Here is a 14,998-nt window from a genome sequence, read left to right on the forward strand (position 1 = left end):
CGTCACGTTCCAGCCCCCGCCCCCGCCCCCGCCAGCGCCCAAGCCGACGCCGGAGAAGACCAAGCCGACGCCGGAGAAGACGACGCCGAGCCCCGTCCCGACCACACCGTCGACGACGACCGTGCCGCTGCCGCCGCCGGCGAAGCCGGCACCGGAACCGACGTGCGGCACAGCCACCACGCCGGCCTGCGCGTAGAGGCGCGGAACCTCAGCGCAGGTTGACGGCGTCGAACGTCGCGGTGGTGAATCGCACCGCGACGTCGACGCTGTCGCCCACCTCGGGAGCGCGTACGGCGGACGGCAGGAAGATCATGCTCGCCTGCATGTGCGGCGGCTCGGCGAACCAGCGCTGCTTTCCGTCGATCGTGAACGGTGACAGCGAGAAGCCGGCTGCCTCCAGGCCGCCCCGGGCGAGAGACTTGCCGCGCTGCGCAACCCCGGCGGCCGCCTTGGGTGCTTCGAGCCCGATGCCGTGGCTGGTGCCGCCCGCGATGATCAACAGGAATCCGTCGCGCGGCATGGGGCGCTGGCGGTAGCCGATGCGTTCGCCCCTCGCGACGAGATGTCGGTCGAGCACCAGGGCGTGGATCGACATCGCGCCGAGGTCGCCGAGCCACAGCGTCGTACCGATGCGCGGCCTGATGTCGAGCTGGGGCCGACGTTCGCGCAACGTGGCCAGCTCGGCGGGAGTCAGATGGGACAGGTAGAGCGTCGTCGTCTCGAGCTGAGATGTCTGGAGGGCCGCGGCCCAGCTCTCGGCCTCAACGAGGTTGCTCCCGGCCATCGGGAGATGGATGGCGAACCCCTCGAGCCGCAGGTCGCCCAGTGCGGCGACTGCGGCGGCCAGCTCGTGCCGGTCGAGGCCGTGCCGCGCCATCGAGGTCTCGCCCTCGAGCAGCACGCGGGCGTTCGGATCGAACCCGGAGGCCAGGGCCGCCACGTCCTCGACCCGGCCAAGGGTGTGGATGACACGTTCGTCGTGGACGACGTCGGTGAAGAACGGACGCCACGGCGTCAGCACCATGACGTCGCCGTCGAAGGCGGCGAGTGCGCCGGGCACCTCGTTGTAGGTGCCGACCGTGATCATCGGGAGCCCGAGGTCATGCGCCTCCGCGGCGAGCCGGTCGCGCCCGAAGCCATAACCGTTGCCCTTGACCACGGGAACGATGCCGGGAGTGCTCTCGACCAGCTGGCGCAGGCCGCGACGCCACCTTTCGGCGTCGACTTCCAGATCGAAGCTCATCCTCTGCTCCTCATGTAGGTCGTGAAGCCGAGGTAGAGGGCGCGGTTGAGGGGCAGGTCCCACTCGCCGAGGTACTCGACGGCCTCGCCGCCGGTGCCGACCTTGAACTGGATGAGCCCGATGTGGGAGTCGTCGGGGTCGAGGGTCTCGGTGATGCCGCGCATGTCGTAGACCGTCGCCCCGGCTGCCATCGCGTCGCAGATCATCTGCCACTGGATCGCGTTGGAGCCCCGCACCTCGCGTTTGGCCGTCGTGGACGCGCCGTACGAGTACCAGGCGTGCCCGCCGACGCGCACCATCGTGGTGGCAGCGACGAGGTCTCCCTCGTGACGCGCGAGGTAGAGGACGAGCCGATCTGGCTCCTCTGCGGTGAGCGCATCCCACATGCGTTCGAAGTACGACAGTGGACGCGGAGTGAAGTGGTCGCGCTCGGCGGTCTCGGCATACACGCGGTGGAAGGCGGCGAGGTCGTCGCGGGTGCCGTGGGCCACCTCGACGCCCAGCTTGGCGGCCTTCTTGATGTTGCGTCGCCACAGCTGGTTCATGCCGGCGAGGACCTCGGCCTCCGACCGTCCGGCGAGAGGCAGCTGGAAGTTGAACTTCGGTTGTCCGGCGGAGAAGCCGCCCTCGGTCGGCAGCTCCTTCCAGCCGAGCTCGGTCAACGACGTGGCAACCGACAGGGCAGCATCGTCGCTGACGTCGGCCGGGACGTCTGACAGCGAAGCGAGGACGGGGTCGGCGATCGCCTGCTTGATCGTGGCGGCGTGCCACCGGCGGGTGACGACGGGCGGGCCCATGCGGATGCCGAAGGCACCCTGGCTCTTGAGGTGCGCGGCCAGCGGTTCGAGCCAGTCGGCGAGATTGCCGCCGGTCCAGTCGATGTCAGGACCCTCGGGGAGGTAGGCGAGGAATCGGCGCACGCGGGGCAGCTGTCGATACAGGACGAGGGCAGCGCCGACGAGCGTGCCGTCATCGGAGAACCAACCGATCGACTCGCCGCGCCACTCGTTCTTGACGGTCGCCCACGCGGGCGTCTGGAGAAAGCTGACCGAGGGCCGACTCCGCACGAAATCGAGGTGCTCGGGTGCGCTGATGGGCCGGACCACGAGAGCTGATGTCACCACCCCACGCTACCAACGCCGGCCCGCCACGGCGCGGGGCGACGAGTGTGCCTGCATAAGTTAGGCTGACCTAACCTGCTGATCGGAAGGAACGACTGTGAAGACGTATGCCGCCACGGTGCTCGGTCGCCGCGTGCTCTCCGCCCACTTGGTCTCCGTGACTCTCGGGGGCCTGGAGGGTTACGCATCGACGGGAGTGCCAGACGAGTACGTCCGCCTGCTGATCCCGCCTGCCGGTGCAGAGCTCGCACTGCCGGAGATCGACGACGCCTGGACCGTTACCTATCCGGAAGGGTCGGTGGAGCCGGCTCACCGGATCTACACGATCTCCGACCACCGTCTCATCGACGGTCGCACCGAGATCGACCTCGACATCGCGCTGCACGGCGAGGGCATCGGCTCCGACTGGGCGCGCACGTGCTCGCCGGGTGACCAGGTCGGACTGATCGAGCCGCACGGCTTGTACGCAGCACCCGACGACGTCGGCTGGCAGCTGCTGGTCGCCGACATCACCGGGCTGCCGGCATTGGCCCGCATCCTGCGAGGCCTTCGGCCGGGGCAGCGGGTCGAGGCCATCATCGTGCTCACCGACGCCAGCGACGAGATCGCCTTGCCGAGCCCGGCCGACGTTGCCGTGACCTGGCAGGTCGTCGCGAACGAGACCGACATCGCCGACGCGCTCGCCGGAGCGGTCACGTCGCGAGAGCTGCCCGAGCAGGACCGCTACGTGTGGTTCGCGGGCGAGGCGCGGGCAAGCCGCGCGGTCCGTCGCCACCTGCGCCGGGAGCTCGGATGGCCGCAGGCCGACTTCTACACCTGCGGCTACTGGCAGGTCGACGCCGCGAAGTGGGCTGCTCGCTACCAAGAGGTGCAGGACGAGGTCATGGCCAAGGCCGAGGCGGTGCACAGCGAGGTCGGTGACGACGAAGGCGCCTACCTCGACGCACTTGACGACATCTACGACAGCGTGGGCCTCTGACCCCCGCCCTTTGCCCACCGCCGCGGGCTGGGGCGGGCTCAGGCAACGATGACGAACTGCGGTTGCTCGGGCCTCACGAGCAGGTGCATACCGGCCTCGGCGGGTGTGCGATCGGCCTTGCGATGGTTGCACCGGATGCACGCCGCGACGGCGTTCTCCCAGGTGAGGGTGCCGCCACGGCTGCGTGGAATGACGTGGTCGACGGTCTCGGCGCGACCCCCGCAATAGGCGCACATCTTGTCGCGCGCCTTGATCGCACTCTTGGTGCAGAGGTGGGAACGCCGGTGCATCCAGCGGGTCTTGACGTAGCGGACGAGGCGCAGGACCTTGGGGACGCGGAACGGCCCGAACCAGCCGTCGGCCTCCTCCTCGATGACCGCGACCTCACGCACGAGCATCTTGATCGCGTGCCGCAGGGAGACGCGCTGCAGAGGCTCATAGCTCGCGTTGAGCACCAAGACATAGGTCTCTGCCATCGGCCGGCCCCTTTCTGAGCGAAAGCGTAACCGGCCCAGCCATCAACTGCCCTCCAAGCGGACAAGAAAAGGACGTGGAGCCGAGCCGGGTCGGACACCCCGGAACTTGCAGGGAGCACATCTGTCCTACGGTGAACGAGTGGACGACTCAGAGCTCTTCGACGGCTACGGCCCGGTCGCCGGCTTCGACGAGATGTTTGCCCGCATGGACGTGCGCCCCAGCTACGACCAGGTCCACACCTCGTTCCAGAAGATGGGCGCGGCCGAGGTCAGGCTGCGCGCAGACTCCCTGGCTTCGTCCTACCTGGAGCAGGGAGTGACGTTCGGCGTCGAGGGCGAGGAGCGACCCTTCCCGCTGGACATCGTTCCCCGGCTCATCGAGGCCGCCGACTGGGACCACGTCGAGATGGGGGTGCGCCAACGAGTCCTTGCGCTCGAGGCGTTCCTCGCCGACGCGTATGGTCCCGGTGAGCTGTTCGCCGACGGCGTCGTCCCGCGCAACACCGTGGTCACGTCCCCGCACTACCACCGTGTTGTCGCCGGTCTGGAGCCGCCGAACGGTGTGCGCGTGCACGTCGCCGGGGTCGACCTGATCCGTGACGGCAACGGCGACTTTCGCGTGCTCGAGGACAACGTGCGGGTGCCGTCGGGCGTCTCGTACGTCATGACCAACCGCCGTGCACTGTCAGCGGCGCTTCCCGAGGTCTTCGCGGACCACCGCATCCGCCCGGTCTCGCAGTACTCGCAGGCGCTGCTCGCCGCCCTGCGCAAGTCGGCACCCGCGGGCGTCAGCGACCCGACGGTCGTGGTGCTCACACCCGGTGTCTACAACTCGGCCTACTTCGAGCACACGCTGCTCGCCCGCACGATGGGCGTCGAGCTCGTCGAGGGCCGCGACCTCGTGTGTCGGTCGGGCCGCGTCATGATGCGCACGACCAACGGCCTCGAGCCGGTGCACGTGATCTACCGCCGCATCGACGATGAGTTCCTCGACCCGGTGCAGTTCCGTCCCGACTCCGCGCTCGGCGTCCCGGGCATCATCAACGCTGCGCGGGCGGGTCACGTCACGATCGCCAACGCGGTCGGCAACGGCGTGGCCGACGACAAGCTGCTCTACACCTATGTGCCCGACCTGATCCGCTACTACCTGTCGGAGGAGCCGATCCTGCGCAACGTCGACACGTGGCGCATGGGCGAGGCCGACCAGCGCGAGGAGGTGCTCGACCGGCTCGATGAGCTCGTGCTCAAACCGGTCGACGGTTCAGGCGGCAAAGGCATCGTCATCGGCCCGGCCGCATCGAGGGCCGAGCTCGACGAGCTGCGCGCCAAGATCTTGGTCGACCCGCGCTCCTGGATCGCGCAGCCGGTCATCTCGTTGTCGACCGTGCCGACGCTCGTCGAGGACGGCATCCGCCCGCGCCACGTCGACCTGCGGCCGTTCGCGGTGCATGACGGCGATGACGTCTTCGTGCTCCCGGGCGGCCTGACTCGCGTCGCCCTGCCCGAGGGCGAGCTCATCGTCAACTCCAGCCGAGGGGGAGGGTCGAAGGACACCTGGGTGCTGGCCCGCCCGAGCGATCCTGACGACGAGGGCGAGGTCGCTCCGACGGCGAGCCCGGTTGCCGGCGTCGCCCAGTCGGCCGGACCGTCCCTCGACGACACCGACGACAGCGAGGTTCACGTCCAGGAGCAGGAGCAGCAGCAGTCGTCACCCGGCAGGTCGCAGACGCAGAAGCAGAAGCAGACGCACGACGGTGGGCAGGACGCATGCTGAGCCGCATCGCGCAGTCGTTGTTCTGGATCGGCCGCTACCTCGAGCGCGCCGACGACACGGCCCGCATCCTCGACGTGCAGATGCAGGTCCTGATCGAGGACCCCGGCATCGACGAGCGCACGTCGTGCGAGCAGCTGCTCTCAGTCATGGGTGTCGAGGACTACACCGGCATCCCCAACCGTTGGATGATCCTCGACCTGCTCGCGCACAACGCCGACTCACCGGTGTCCATCGCGGCGGCGATCGGTGCCGCTCGCGAGAGCGCCCGCCGCGCCCGCGAGACCCTGTCGACCGACATCTGGGCCGCGATCAACACGACGTGGCGCGGCTTGCCCAGCGCGCGGGCGATGAGGTCGCCCGACATGTTCGCGTGGGTGCGCAATCGTGCCGCGATGGTCTCGGGCATCGCCGACTCCACGATGTCGCGCGACGAGGGCTGGCAGTTCTACATGCTCGGCCGCAGCATCGAGCGCGTCGACATGACGGCCCGGCTGCTCTCGACCGCCGCTCTCGCGTCGGGCCCACAGGTCGCGTGGCCCACGACGTTGCGCGCCTGCGGGGCGTACGAGAGCTTCATCCGTGCCTACCGCGGCATCGAGGCCGACCGGCAGGCCGCAGAGTTCCTGCTGCTCGACCGCTGGTTCCCGCGGTCGATCGTGTCGTCTCTCGCCCAGGCCGAGAAGGCACTCATCAAGCTCGAGCGCAGCGGCCAGCGCTCGGGCTTCAGCGACGAGGCCCAGCGATTGCTGGGGCGGGCGCGCACCGAGCTCGAGTACCGCCCACTCGCCGACATCGTGTTCGACCTCCCCGTCGAGATGGAGCGGCTGCAGCGCAGCTGCGCGGCAGCCAGCGACGCCGTCACCGCCCGGTACTTCGCGGAGTACGAAGAGCACACGTGGCGCGGAGGGGTGCTGCTGTGAGCATGCAGATGCGCATCCGGCACACCACCGGGTACCACTACGCGAAGGGTGCCGTGGCGTCGTTCAACGAGGCCCGCATGACACCGATGACCACCTCGGAGCAGTACGTGCTGCGCTCACGGCTCGAGATCACCCCGACGCCATGGAGCTATGAGTACCGCGACTACTGGGGCACCACCGTCACGTCGTTCGAGGTGCGCGACCCGCACTCTGACCTGACGGTCGTGGCCACCTCGACGGTCGAGACGCAGGAGGTCCCGGACAAGCCGCACGGCGCCTCGTGGGCCGAGCTGCAGGACGTGCAGGACGAGTGGTGCGAGTTCCTCGCGCTCTCGGCCTGGGTTGCCCCGTCGCCCGCACTGCTCGCCGAGCTGGCCCCGATGCTCGCCACCTCTGAGCGTCCCTCCGACTACGCCATGGCTGTCAGCCAGTTCCTGCACGACCGGGTCGCCTACGTCCCCGGCAGCACCGAGGTGACCACCACGGCGGCCGATGCGTGGGCTGCGCAGACCGGCGTCTGCCAGGACTTCGCCCATCTGACCCTCGGCTGCCTGCGTGAGGCCCGCATCCCGGCGCGGTACGTGTCCGGCTACCTGCACCCCTCGCCCGAGCCGGTCGTGGGCGAGGCCGTCGCGGGCGAGTCGCACGCCTGGATCGAGTGGTGGGACGGCGAGTGGGTCGGCTGGGACCCGACCAACGCGATCGCGCCCGGACCCAGGCACGTCATCGTGGCCAAGGGCCGCGACTACGCCGACAGCCCGCCGCTGCGCGGCATCTTTTCCACCGCGGGCACCTCCGAGCTCTTCGTCGGCGTGGAGATCACCCGCCTGCGTTGACGGCTGTCGGACGTCCTCGGATGTGGCCGCTAGCGTTGACCCATGACCGAAGAGCGCTACTACGCCGACCCCGTCCCCGAGCTGCACAGCCCCTACGTCGCCGCCGACGATCGCTACCGGCACCTCGACTACCGCCGGGTCGGCACCTCCGGCCTGTTGCTGCCGCCGATCTCGCTCGGCCTGTGGTGGAACTTCGGCGACGACCGGCCGTTCGCGACGCAGCGCGAGATCCTGCGTCATGCGTTCGACCGTGGCATCACGCACTTCGACCTTGCCAACAACTACGGCCCCCCCTACGGCTCAGCCGAGGAGAACTTCGGCCGCATGATGCGCACCGACTTCCGGCCCTACCGTGATGAGCTCATCCTCTCGACCAAGGCCGGATACGACATGTGGCCCGGCCCCTATGGCAACCACGGCTCGCGCAAATATCTTCTGTCGAGCCTCGAAGCCTCGCTCAAACGGATGAGCGTCGACCACGTCGACATCTTCTACTCCCACCGCGCCGACGCTGGCACGCCGCTCGAGGAGACCATCGGGGCTCTCGACACGGCGGTGCGTCAGGGCAAGGCCTTGTACGCAGGCATCTCGTCCTACTCGCCCGAGCGCACGGCCGCGGCCGTCACCGTCGCCCGTGACCTCGGCACGCCGTTGATCATCCACCAACCGTCGTACTCGATGCTCAACCGCTGGGTCGAGGGCGGGCTGCTGAGCGTGCTCGGCGAGCACGGTCTCGGGTCGATCGGCTTCTCGCCGCTGGCGCAGGGGCTGTTGACCGACCGCTACCTCGGCGACGACCCCGTCGAGCACGCGGTCGACCGCGGCAGCCTCGACGAAGGGGTGCTGACCGAGGACAACCTGGCCCGGCTGCGCGGGCTCGCCGGCATTGCCGAGCAGCGCGGGCAGTCGCTCGCGCAGATGGCGATCTCGTGGATCCTGCGCCCCGGCGGCGTCACGTCGGCGCTGATCGGTGCCTCCTCGACGAAGCAGCTCGACGAGAACCTCGCCGCCGTGCAACGTCTCGACTTCAGCGATGACGAGCTGGCCAAGATCGATGAGTTCGCCGGTGAGGCCGGAGTCAACATCTGGGCGGCCTCCTCGGAGGTCTAGTCGGTCGTCGACCTGGACGGACGCCGACCTGGCGAGCGGCTCTCGATAGCGTGGTGGCAACACTCGTCGAACAGCTCACGTCATCGGGAGAATCATGGCCGAAGCAGCCGCCACCACACCTGCGCGCACCGAGGCGGTTGCCGCGCGCTCGATCGGTCTCACCAAGGTCTACGGCAAGGGTGATGCGCAGGTGCGCGCCCTCGACGGCATCAGCATCGAGATGTACGCCGGGGAGTTCACCGCTGTCATGGGACCGTCCGGGTCGGGCAAGTCGACACTGATCCACTGCATGGCGGCGCTCGACACCCCCACCGACGGCACCGTCTACATCGGCGACACCGAGCTCTCCACGCTCAACGACAAGGACCTCACCGAGCTGCGCCGCGACCGTGTGGGCTTTGTGTTCCAGGCGTTCAACCTGGTGCCGACGCTGACGGCGGAGGAGAACATCGTGCTGCCACTGGCGATCGCGGGCCGCAAGTCGGATGCTGCGTGGTTCAACACGGCCGTCGACACCGTCGGCCTCCGCGACCGCCTCGACCACCGGCCGCAGGAGATGTCGGGCGGCCAGCAGCAGCGCGTCGCGTGCGCGCGGGCCCTGGTGAGTCGGCCGTCCATCGTGTTCGCCGACGAGCCGACCGGCAACCTCGACTCCACCTCGAGCGCCGAGGTGCTCGGATTTCTCCAGCGCAGCGCCAAGGAGTTCGGGCAGACCGTGGTCATGGTGACGCACGACCCGATCGCCGCGTCGTACACCGACCGCGTCGTCTTCCTTGCCGACGGGCTGGTCGTCGGCGAGCTCCGGTCGCCCACCGCTGATTCGGTGCTCGAGCGCATGGCATCGCTGCAGAACCGACCGGTCGCGGGGGTGTGACGTGCTGCTCGTGACGATGCGCAACCTGCTCGCCCGCAAGGTGCGCCTGTTGCTCAGCGCGTTCGCGATCGTCCTCGGCGTGGCCTTCCTTTCCGGCTCGCTCGTCTTCACCGACACCCTGGGCAAGAGCTTCGACAACATCGTCAGCGGGTCGGTCCCGGATGCCTCGGTGCGCCTCTCGGGCATCGGGCAGGGTGGGTTCGACGCGGCGCTCAACATCGATGACCGGACCATCCCGGCCTCGCTCGTCCCGACCCTTGCGCAGGCGCCTGGTGTGGCACGCGCGGACGGTTCGGTCGACGGCCAAGGGCTCTTCGTCGTGAAGCACGACGGCAAGCTTCTCGGCGGCACGGGTGCGCCGACGCTGGCCTTCAACTACACGGACTCGCCCAACGCGAGCGGGGCGCAGGCGGTCGTGATCTCCCGGGGGCACGCCCCGCGTGGTGCCGACGAGGTGGCCATCGACCGGCGCTCCGCGGACAACGCAGGCTACCGACTCGGCGACACGGTCCGCATGGTCACGGCGGGCGACCAGCCACGCGTCAGCGCGACCCTGGTCGGTTATGCCGACTTCGCCGGGGGCGGGCTCGCCGGCGCCACTCTCGTCTTCTTCGACACCCCGACCGCACAGAAGCTCTTCCTCGAGGGCAGGGACGCCTTCACCAGCGTCGGGCTGACGGCCGACAGCGGCGTCAGCCAGAGGCAGGTCGTCAAGGCGGTCAAGCCGCTGCTGCCCGAGGGCGCCGAGGCAGTGACGGGTGCGAGGCAGGCGGCGGAGATCAAGTCGATCGTCGACACCGTGCTGGGCTTCCTCAACACGTTCTTGCTGATCTTTGCCGCCATCGCACTGGTGGTCGGCAGCTTCCTGATCATCAACACGTTCTCGATCCTGGTGGCGCAACGCAGTCGCGAGCTGGCTCTCCTTCGCGCACTCGGCGCCTCGAGGAGACAGGTCACGCGGTCGGTGCTGATCGAGGCTGCCGTGGTGGGGCTGATCGGTTCGACGTTCGGGCTGCTGATGGGGTTCGGCCTCGCGACCTTGCTCCGCCTGCTGTTCGCCAACTTCGGTCTCGACCTCAGCGGCAACCCGTTGGTGTTCGCCCCGAGGACGATCGTCGTGTCGTACCTCGTCGGCATCCTCGTCACGATGTTCGCCGCCTACCTCCCTGCGCGGAGGGCCGCTCGCATCGCGCCCGTGGCCGCGATGCGCGATGACGTCGCCCTGCCAGAGGGCTCGACCCGCCGCCGGCTCATCATCGGTGGTGCCCTGGGACTGCTCGGGGCGACACTCATGGCGACAGGCCTGATGGGCGAGGGTTCGTCCGGCGCTGCGCAGGTTGGCATCGGCATCTTCGCGATCCTCATCGCCATCGCGTTGATGAGCCCTGTCCTGGCCATCCCGGTGCTGCTGGGAATGGGCGCGATCTACCGGCGCCTGTTCGGCACCGTGGGCCAGCTCGCCACCCAGAACTCGTTGCGCAACCCCCGCCGCACGGCCGCGACGGCGTCGGCGCTGATGATCGGGCTGGCGCTCGTGACGACGATGTCGGTGCTCGGGTCGTCGGTCAACAAGTCGATCGACGTCGGGGTTCGCAAGCAGTTCACCAGTGACTTCCTGGTCTCGAACGCCATCGGTCAGCCCTTCTCGACAACCATCGCCGCCGACGTCCGCGCGGTTGCCGGCGTCGGCACGGTCGCGCCGACCCAGCTGACGTCGTTCGAGATCAAGGGCTCGCGGCTGAACGCATCGGCGGGTGACTCCCGGGCGATCGGGACGATCTTCGACATCGACTACGTCAAGGGTGGTCCTGCACTGAGGGACGGCCAGATCTCGCTCGAGAAGGACACCGCGGCGGCGCTGGGCGTGAAGGTCGGCCAGAAGCTGCAGCTCACCTTCGCCGCCGGCAAGGTGCCCGTCACCGTCTCGGGCCTCTACACATCGACGTATGTCGTGGCGGGCGCGATCACGCCGTTCTCCACCGTGACGGCGGGCAAGCTGCAGCGCGCCGACTCGAACATCGCTGTCAACGCGAAGCCGGGGGTCGACAAGGTCGCCCTGGGGCGCAGCCTCGATGCGGCGACGAAGGACTTCCCGACCGTGACGGTGCAGAACCGCGACGACTTCGCGACGTCGCAGCGGGCCCAGGTCGACCAGCTGCTCTACCTGATCTATGCGCTCCTCGGACTCGCGATCGTCATCGCCGCGCTCGGCATCGTCAACACCCTCGCTCTCAGCGTCATCGAGAGAACCCGTGAGGTGGGGCTGCTCCGGGCAGTGGGGCTGGCCCGTCGTCAGCTGCGCCGCATGGTGCGGCTCGAGGCGATCGCGATCGCCCTGCTGGGAGCGGTGCTGGGCATCGTGGCCGGTCTGCTGTTCGGTGTCGTGCTCCAGAAGGCGGTGCAGGACCAGGGCATCACCGACCTCGCGGTCCCCTGGGTACGGCTGGCGGTGTTCGTGGTGGTCGCGGGGCTCGTCGGGGTGCTGGCGGCGGCACTTCCGGCACGGCGGGCGGCGAAGCTCAACGTCCTCCAAGCCATCAGCACCGAATAGGCCGGATTCCCCGCGGGGCGGCAGGGACGATTGGCTTCCGCCCGCTGGTCTCCCGTAGACTTTCCCGGTTGCCTGTCAGGCAACGCCTCTCCTGCCACGGAAATCCTGTGGCCGCCTTTAGTCCGAAGGAGACTGAATGTCATTGCGCCCGTACGAAGTCATGATCATCCTTGATGCTGATCTCGAAGAACGCACCGTCGCCCCCAGCTTGGACACGTACCTCAACGTCGTGCGTCAGGACGGCGGCACCGTCGAGAACGTCGACGTGTGGGGCAAGCGTCGTCTTGCCTACGAGATCAACAAGAAGAACGAGGGCATCTACGCCGTCGTCCAGCTCTCCGCAGAGCCGGCCACGGTCAAAGAGCTCGATCGTCAGCTCACTCTCAACGAGTCTGTCGTTCGCACGAAGGTCACACGTCCCGACGTGAAGTAGACCTCGTTCAAGGACCGCCCTGTGGATGACCCCTTCGGGGTGTCACACGTCTGCGGTTCACTGAAGTCAGACATCCCACACCCGAAAGGCTGCGCCACATGGCAGGCGAAACCGTCATCACCGTCATCGGCAACCTCACCGACGACCCGGAGCTCAAGTTCACTCCTTCGGGCGCCGCAGTTGCCAACTTCACCGTCGCGTCGACGCCTCGTACGTTCGACAGGCAGACGAACGAGTGGAAGGACGGCGATGCACTGTTCATCCGCTGTGCCGCATGGCGCCAGCTGGCCGAGAACTGCGCAGAGTCTTTGCAGAAGGGTCAGCGCGTCATCGTGACGGGCGCCCTGAAGATTCGCCAGTTCGAGCGCCAGGACGGTTCGAAGGGCACGAGCGTCGAGATCAACGTCGACGAGATCGGTCCCTCGCTCCGCTACGCCACCGCCAAGGTGACGAAGGCCAGCCGCTCCGGCGGCGGCGACTTCGGCGGCGGCGCAAACGCGGGTGGCTCCGGCGGCGGCAACTCCGGTGGTGGCGGCCAGGCCGCAGCCAGCAATCCGTGGTCGACGCAGCCACAGCAGCCACAGGGTGGGTCTGACGCCTGGGGCGGCAACGCCGGTACGACCGACGAGCCCCCTTTCTAAACACACGTCAGCATCAAGTACAGGAGCAACATGGCAAAGCCAGTAGTCCGGAAGCCGAAGAAGAAGAGCAACCCGCTCACTGCGGCCAAGGTCACCGACATCAACTACAAGGACACCGCGCTGCTGCGCAAGTTCATCTCGGACCGCGGCAAGATCCGCGCGCGCCGCGTCACGGGTGTCACCGTCCAGGAGCAGCGCCTCATCGCCAAGGCCATCAAGAACGCCCGCGAGATGGCTCTGCTGCCCTACACCAGCACCAGCCGCTAAGGAGGCCTCGATGAAGCTCATTCTGACCCACGAGGTCACCAACGTCGGAGCCCCCGGCGACATCGTCGAGGTCAAGGACGGTTACGGCCGCAACTTCCTGTTGCCGCGCAACTTCGCCATCCGCTGGTCCAAGGGCGCAGCCAAGCAGGTCGAGTCGATCAAGGCGGCGCGTGACGCGCACGCCGTGCACGACCTCGAGGAGGCCCAGAGCATCAAGGGCAACCTCGAGTCCGCGCCGATCAACGTCTCGGTCCTCGCTGGACGCGGCGACCGTCTGTTCGGTGCCGTCACGGTGTCCGACATCGCCGAGGCACTCGGTGTCGCCGGTGCCAAGGTCGACAAGCGTCGCATCGAGGTCGGCAACCCGATCAAGTCGCTCGGCATGCACACGGTCTCCGTACGCGTGCACCCCGAAGTGAGCGCGCAGGTCAAGCTCAACGTGGTCGTCGCGAAGTAGTCCACTCGGTGGGCCGGCACCTGCACGAAGGGAAGCCGGCCCGCCGACAATGGTCGCCCAGAACGATGCGCTCCCCACTCGGCACGGCAGCTGCCCTCCTCCTCTCCGGAGGCCTTGTGCTCTCCGGCTGCTCGTTGTTGCCCGGAGGGGACGACCCCAAGAGCGCTGACAAGACCGCGCCCACCGAGCGCAAGGTTGTGTCGCTGCCGAGCACCGCCTGGGTCGCCGCCGCTGGTGACCGCGTCGCCAAGGGTGGCACGCTGCGACTCGCTGCCGCGGCGGTCCCGCGCAGCTTCAACCCCTTGCACGCCGACGCGGCGATGTCTGATGCCGCTGACATCCTGGCCCCCACGGCGGGTGGCGCCGTGCGGCTGACCGGTGGAGGCTCCTGGAAGGTCGATCCCGACTATGCCGAGTCGGTCAAGATCGCCGACACCAACCCCCTCACGATCGCCGTCAAGCTCAATCGACGAGCCGTCTGGCAGGGCGGCACCTCGATCACGGGCAAGGACATGGTCGCCTTCTGGAAGGTGCAGAACGGTACCGACAGCGACTTCGACGTCAGCTCGACCGCGGGCTACGAGGACATCCGCGACGTCCGCGTCGGCAAGGACCCGTTCTCGTACTCCGTCGTCTTCAAGAAGCCCATCGGCGACTGGCCGCTGTTCATCTATCCCCATCTCCCGTCCAACGTGTCGTCGTCGCCCGAGCTGTTCAACAAGGCCTTCCGCAAGCGCGCCATCCCGTCCAACGGGCCGTTCATCGTCAGCTCCATCGACACGGTCCGCGGCGCCATCGTCGAGAAGCCCAATCCTCGGTGGTGGGGTACGCCACCCAAGCTCGACGGCATCACCTGGCGTGTCGCACCCCCGGCGACCCAGGCCAAGGCCTACGTGGCCCGCGAGCTCGACGCCGTGAAGCTGCAGCCAGAGACCTACGACACCGCCAAGGCAAGCGGCACCGTGCAACGGGCCGCGGGCCTGGAGTGGACCCAGATCACGCTCAACGGCGCGCGCGGTCCGCTCAGGTCCGTCTCGGTGCGTCGCGCCGTCGCCCCCGCCGTCAACCGCAGGGTTGTCGCCGCGCAGTCCGCTGATGCCGTCGGAGCCCCGACGGAGACGCTCGGCAGCTTCACCTACCTGCCCGGACAGCGCGGCTATCACGACTCCTCGGCGTCGATCGCCTACGACCCCGCGAAGTCGGCGCGGCTGCTGGCCGACGACGGCTGGGTCAAGGGGTCTGACGGGGTGCTGACCCGCAAGGGCAAGAAGCTGGTGCTCACGATGCCGGTGCCCGACAAGACGCCCACCAACACC

15 protein-coding genes are annotated in these 14,998 nt (G+C 68.4%); 12 read left to right on the forward strand and 3 right to left on the reverse strand.

What is annotated here, in order from left to right; genetic code table 11:
- Window positions 1–208 precede the first annotated feature (208 nt).
- The gene (locus H7290_RS08665; RefSeq protein ID WP_290513617.1) at window positions 209–1,243 is read right to left on the reverse strand and encodes an alanine racemase; all 1,035 of its coding nucleotides are present in this window, start codon (window positions 1,241–1,243) and stop codon (window positions 209–211) included.
- Window positions 1,240–2,364: a peptidoglycan bridge formation glycyltransferase FemA/FemB family protein gene (locus H7290_RS08670; protein WP_290513618.1), complete on the reverse strand. Its 1,125-nt coding sequence runs from the start codon at window positions 2,362–2,364 to the stop codon at window positions 1,240–1,242. The genes H7290_RS08665 and H7290_RS08670 overlap by 4 nt, the downstream gene beginning before the upstream one ends.
- Before the next feature lie 97 nt (window positions 2,365–2,461).
- Between H7290_RS08670 and H7290_RS08675 the strand changes: the two genes are divergently transcribed.
- The gene (locus tag H7290_RS08675) at window positions 2,462–3,343 is read left to right on the forward strand and encodes a siderophore-interacting protein (RefSeq protein WP_290513619.1); all 882 of its coding nucleotides are present in this window, start codon (window positions 2,462–2,464) and stop codon (window positions 3,341–3,343) included.
- Window positions 3,344–3,381: 38 nt separating this feature from the next.
- Here the strand turns inward: H7290_RS08675 and H7290_RS08680 are convergent, their stop codons facing one another.
- A complete protein-coding gene (locus H7290_RS08680; RefSeq protein ID WP_290513620.1) occupies window positions 3,382–3,819 on the reverse strand; it encodes an HNH endonuclease in 438 nt (145 codons plus the stop codon).
- A gap of 139 nt (window positions 3,820–3,958) precedes the next feature.
- Between H7290_RS08680 and H7290_RS08685 the strand changes: the two genes are divergently transcribed.
- The 11 genes from H7290_RS08685 to H7290_RS08735 form a co-directional block, all read left to right on the forward strand.
- Window positions 3,959–5,593: a circularly permuted type 2 ATP-grasp protein gene (locus H7290_RS08685; RefSeq protein ID WP_290513621.1), complete on the forward strand. Its 1,635-nt coding sequence runs from the start codon at window positions 3,959–3,961 to the stop codon at window positions 5,591–5,593.
- Window positions 5,587–6,513, forward strand: coding sequence for an alpha-E domain-containing protein (locus tag H7290_RS08690; RefSeq protein WP_290513622.1), 927 nt, complete (start codon window positions 5,587–5,589; stop codon window positions 6,511–6,513). Before H7290_RS08685 ends, H7290_RS08690 begins: the two co-directional genes overlap by 7 nt.
- 2 nt (window positions 6,514–6,515) lie before the next feature.
- Window positions 6,516–7,349: a transglutaminase family protein gene (locus H7290_RS08695; protein WP_290513630.1), complete on the forward strand. Its 834-nt coding sequence runs from the start codon at window positions 6,516–6,518 to the stop codon at window positions 7,347–7,349.
- A 42-nt stretch (window positions 7,350–7,391) separates the two neighbouring features.
- Window positions 7,392–8,459 carry an L-glyceraldehyde 3-phosphate reductase gene (mgrA, locus tag H7290_RS08700; RefSeq protein WP_290513623.1) on the forward strand — a complete coding sequence of 356 codons (1,068 nt, stop codon included), beginning with the start codon at window positions 7,392–7,394 and terminating at the stop codon, window positions 8,457–8,459.
- A gap of 94 nt (window positions 8,460–8,553) precedes the next feature.
- Window positions 8,554–9,333: an ABC transporter ATP-binding protein gene (locus H7290_RS08705; RefSeq protein WP_290513624.1), complete on the forward strand. Its 780-nt coding sequence runs from the start codon at window positions 8,554–8,556 to the stop codon at window positions 9,331–9,333.
- Window position 9,334: 1 nt separating this feature from the next.
- A complete protein-coding gene (locus H7290_RS08710) occupies window positions 9,335–11,884 on the forward strand; it encodes an FtsX-like permease family protein (protein ID WP_290513625.1) in 2,550 nt (849 codons plus the stop codon).
- Window positions 11,885–12,026: 142 nt separating this feature from the next.
- Complete coding sequence (gene rpsF, locus H7290_RS08715) at window positions 12,027–12,317, forward strand: 30S ribosomal protein S6 (protein ID WP_290513631.1); 291 nt, start codon at window positions 12,027–12,029, stop codon at window positions 12,315–12,317.
- Window positions 12,318–12,415: 98 nt separating this feature from the next.
- Window positions 12,416–12,958 carry a single-stranded DNA-binding protein gene (locus H7290_RS08720; RefSeq protein ID WP_290513626.1) on the forward strand — a complete coding sequence of 181 codons (543 nt, stop codon included), beginning with the start codon at window positions 12,416–12,418 and terminating at the stop codon, window positions 12,956–12,958.
- 30 nt (window positions 12,959–12,988) lie between these two features.
- Complete coding sequence (rpsR, locus tag H7290_RS08725; protein ID WP_290513627.1) at window positions 12,989–13,225, forward strand: 30S ribosomal protein S18; 237 nt, start codon at window positions 12,989–12,991, stop codon at window positions 13,223–13,225.
- Between the two features lie 10 nt (window positions 13,226–13,235).
- Window positions 13,236–13,682 (forward strand): 50S ribosomal protein L9, encoded by a 447-nt coding sequence (rplI, locus tag H7290_RS08730; RefSeq protein WP_290513628.1) that lies wholly within the window; start codon window positions 13,236–13,238, stop codon window positions 13,680–13,682.
- Window positions 13,683–13,747: 65 nt separating this feature from the next.
- Window positions 13,748–14,998 (forward strand): ABC transporter substrate-binding protein (locus tag H7290_RS08735; RefSeq protein WP_290513629.1); only part of this gene is annotated, 1,251 nt, incomplete at its 3' end.

Source organism: Aeromicrobium sp. (genome assembly GCF_014378035.1).
Classification (GTDB): domain Bacteria; phylum Actinomycetota; class Actinomycetes; order Propionibacteriales; family Nocardioidaceae; genus Aeromicrobium.

Coding starts and splice junctions, on each gene's coding strand:
- H7290_RS08665 (WP_290513617.1), bottom strand. CDS start 1,243: ATGAGCTTCGATCTGGAAGTCGACGCCGAAAGGTGGCGTCGCGGCCTG.
- H7290_RS08680 (WP_290513620.1), bottom strand. CDS start 3,819: ATGGCAGAGACCTATGTCTTGGTGCTCAACGCGAGCTATGAGCCTCTG.
- H7290_RS08690 (WP_290513622.1), top strand. CDS start 5,587: ATGCTGAGCCGCATCGCGCAGTCGTTGTTCTGGATCGGCCGCTACCTC.
- H7290_RS08695 (WP_290513630.1), top strand. CDS start 6,516: ATGCAGATGCGCATCCGGCACACCACCGGGTACCACTACGCGAAGGGT.
- mgrA (WP_290513623.1), top strand. CDS start 7,392: ATGACCGAAGAGCGCTACTACGCCGACCCCGTCCCCGAGCTGCACAGC.
- H7290_RS08705 (WP_290513624.1), top strand. CDS start 8,554: ATGGCCGAAGCAGCCGCCACCACACCTGCGCGCACCGAGGCGGTTGCC.
- H7290_RS08720 (WP_290513626.1), top strand. CDS start 12,416: ATGGCAGGCGAAACCGTCATCACCGTCATCGGCAACCTCACCGACGAC.
- rpsR (WP_290513627.1), top strand. CDS start 12,989: ATGGCAAAGCCAGTAGTCCGGAAGCCGAAGAAGAAGAGCAACCCGCTC.
- rplI (WP_290513628.1), top strand. CDS start 13,236: ATGAAGCTCATTCTGACCCACGAGGTCACCAACGTCGGAGCCCCCGGC.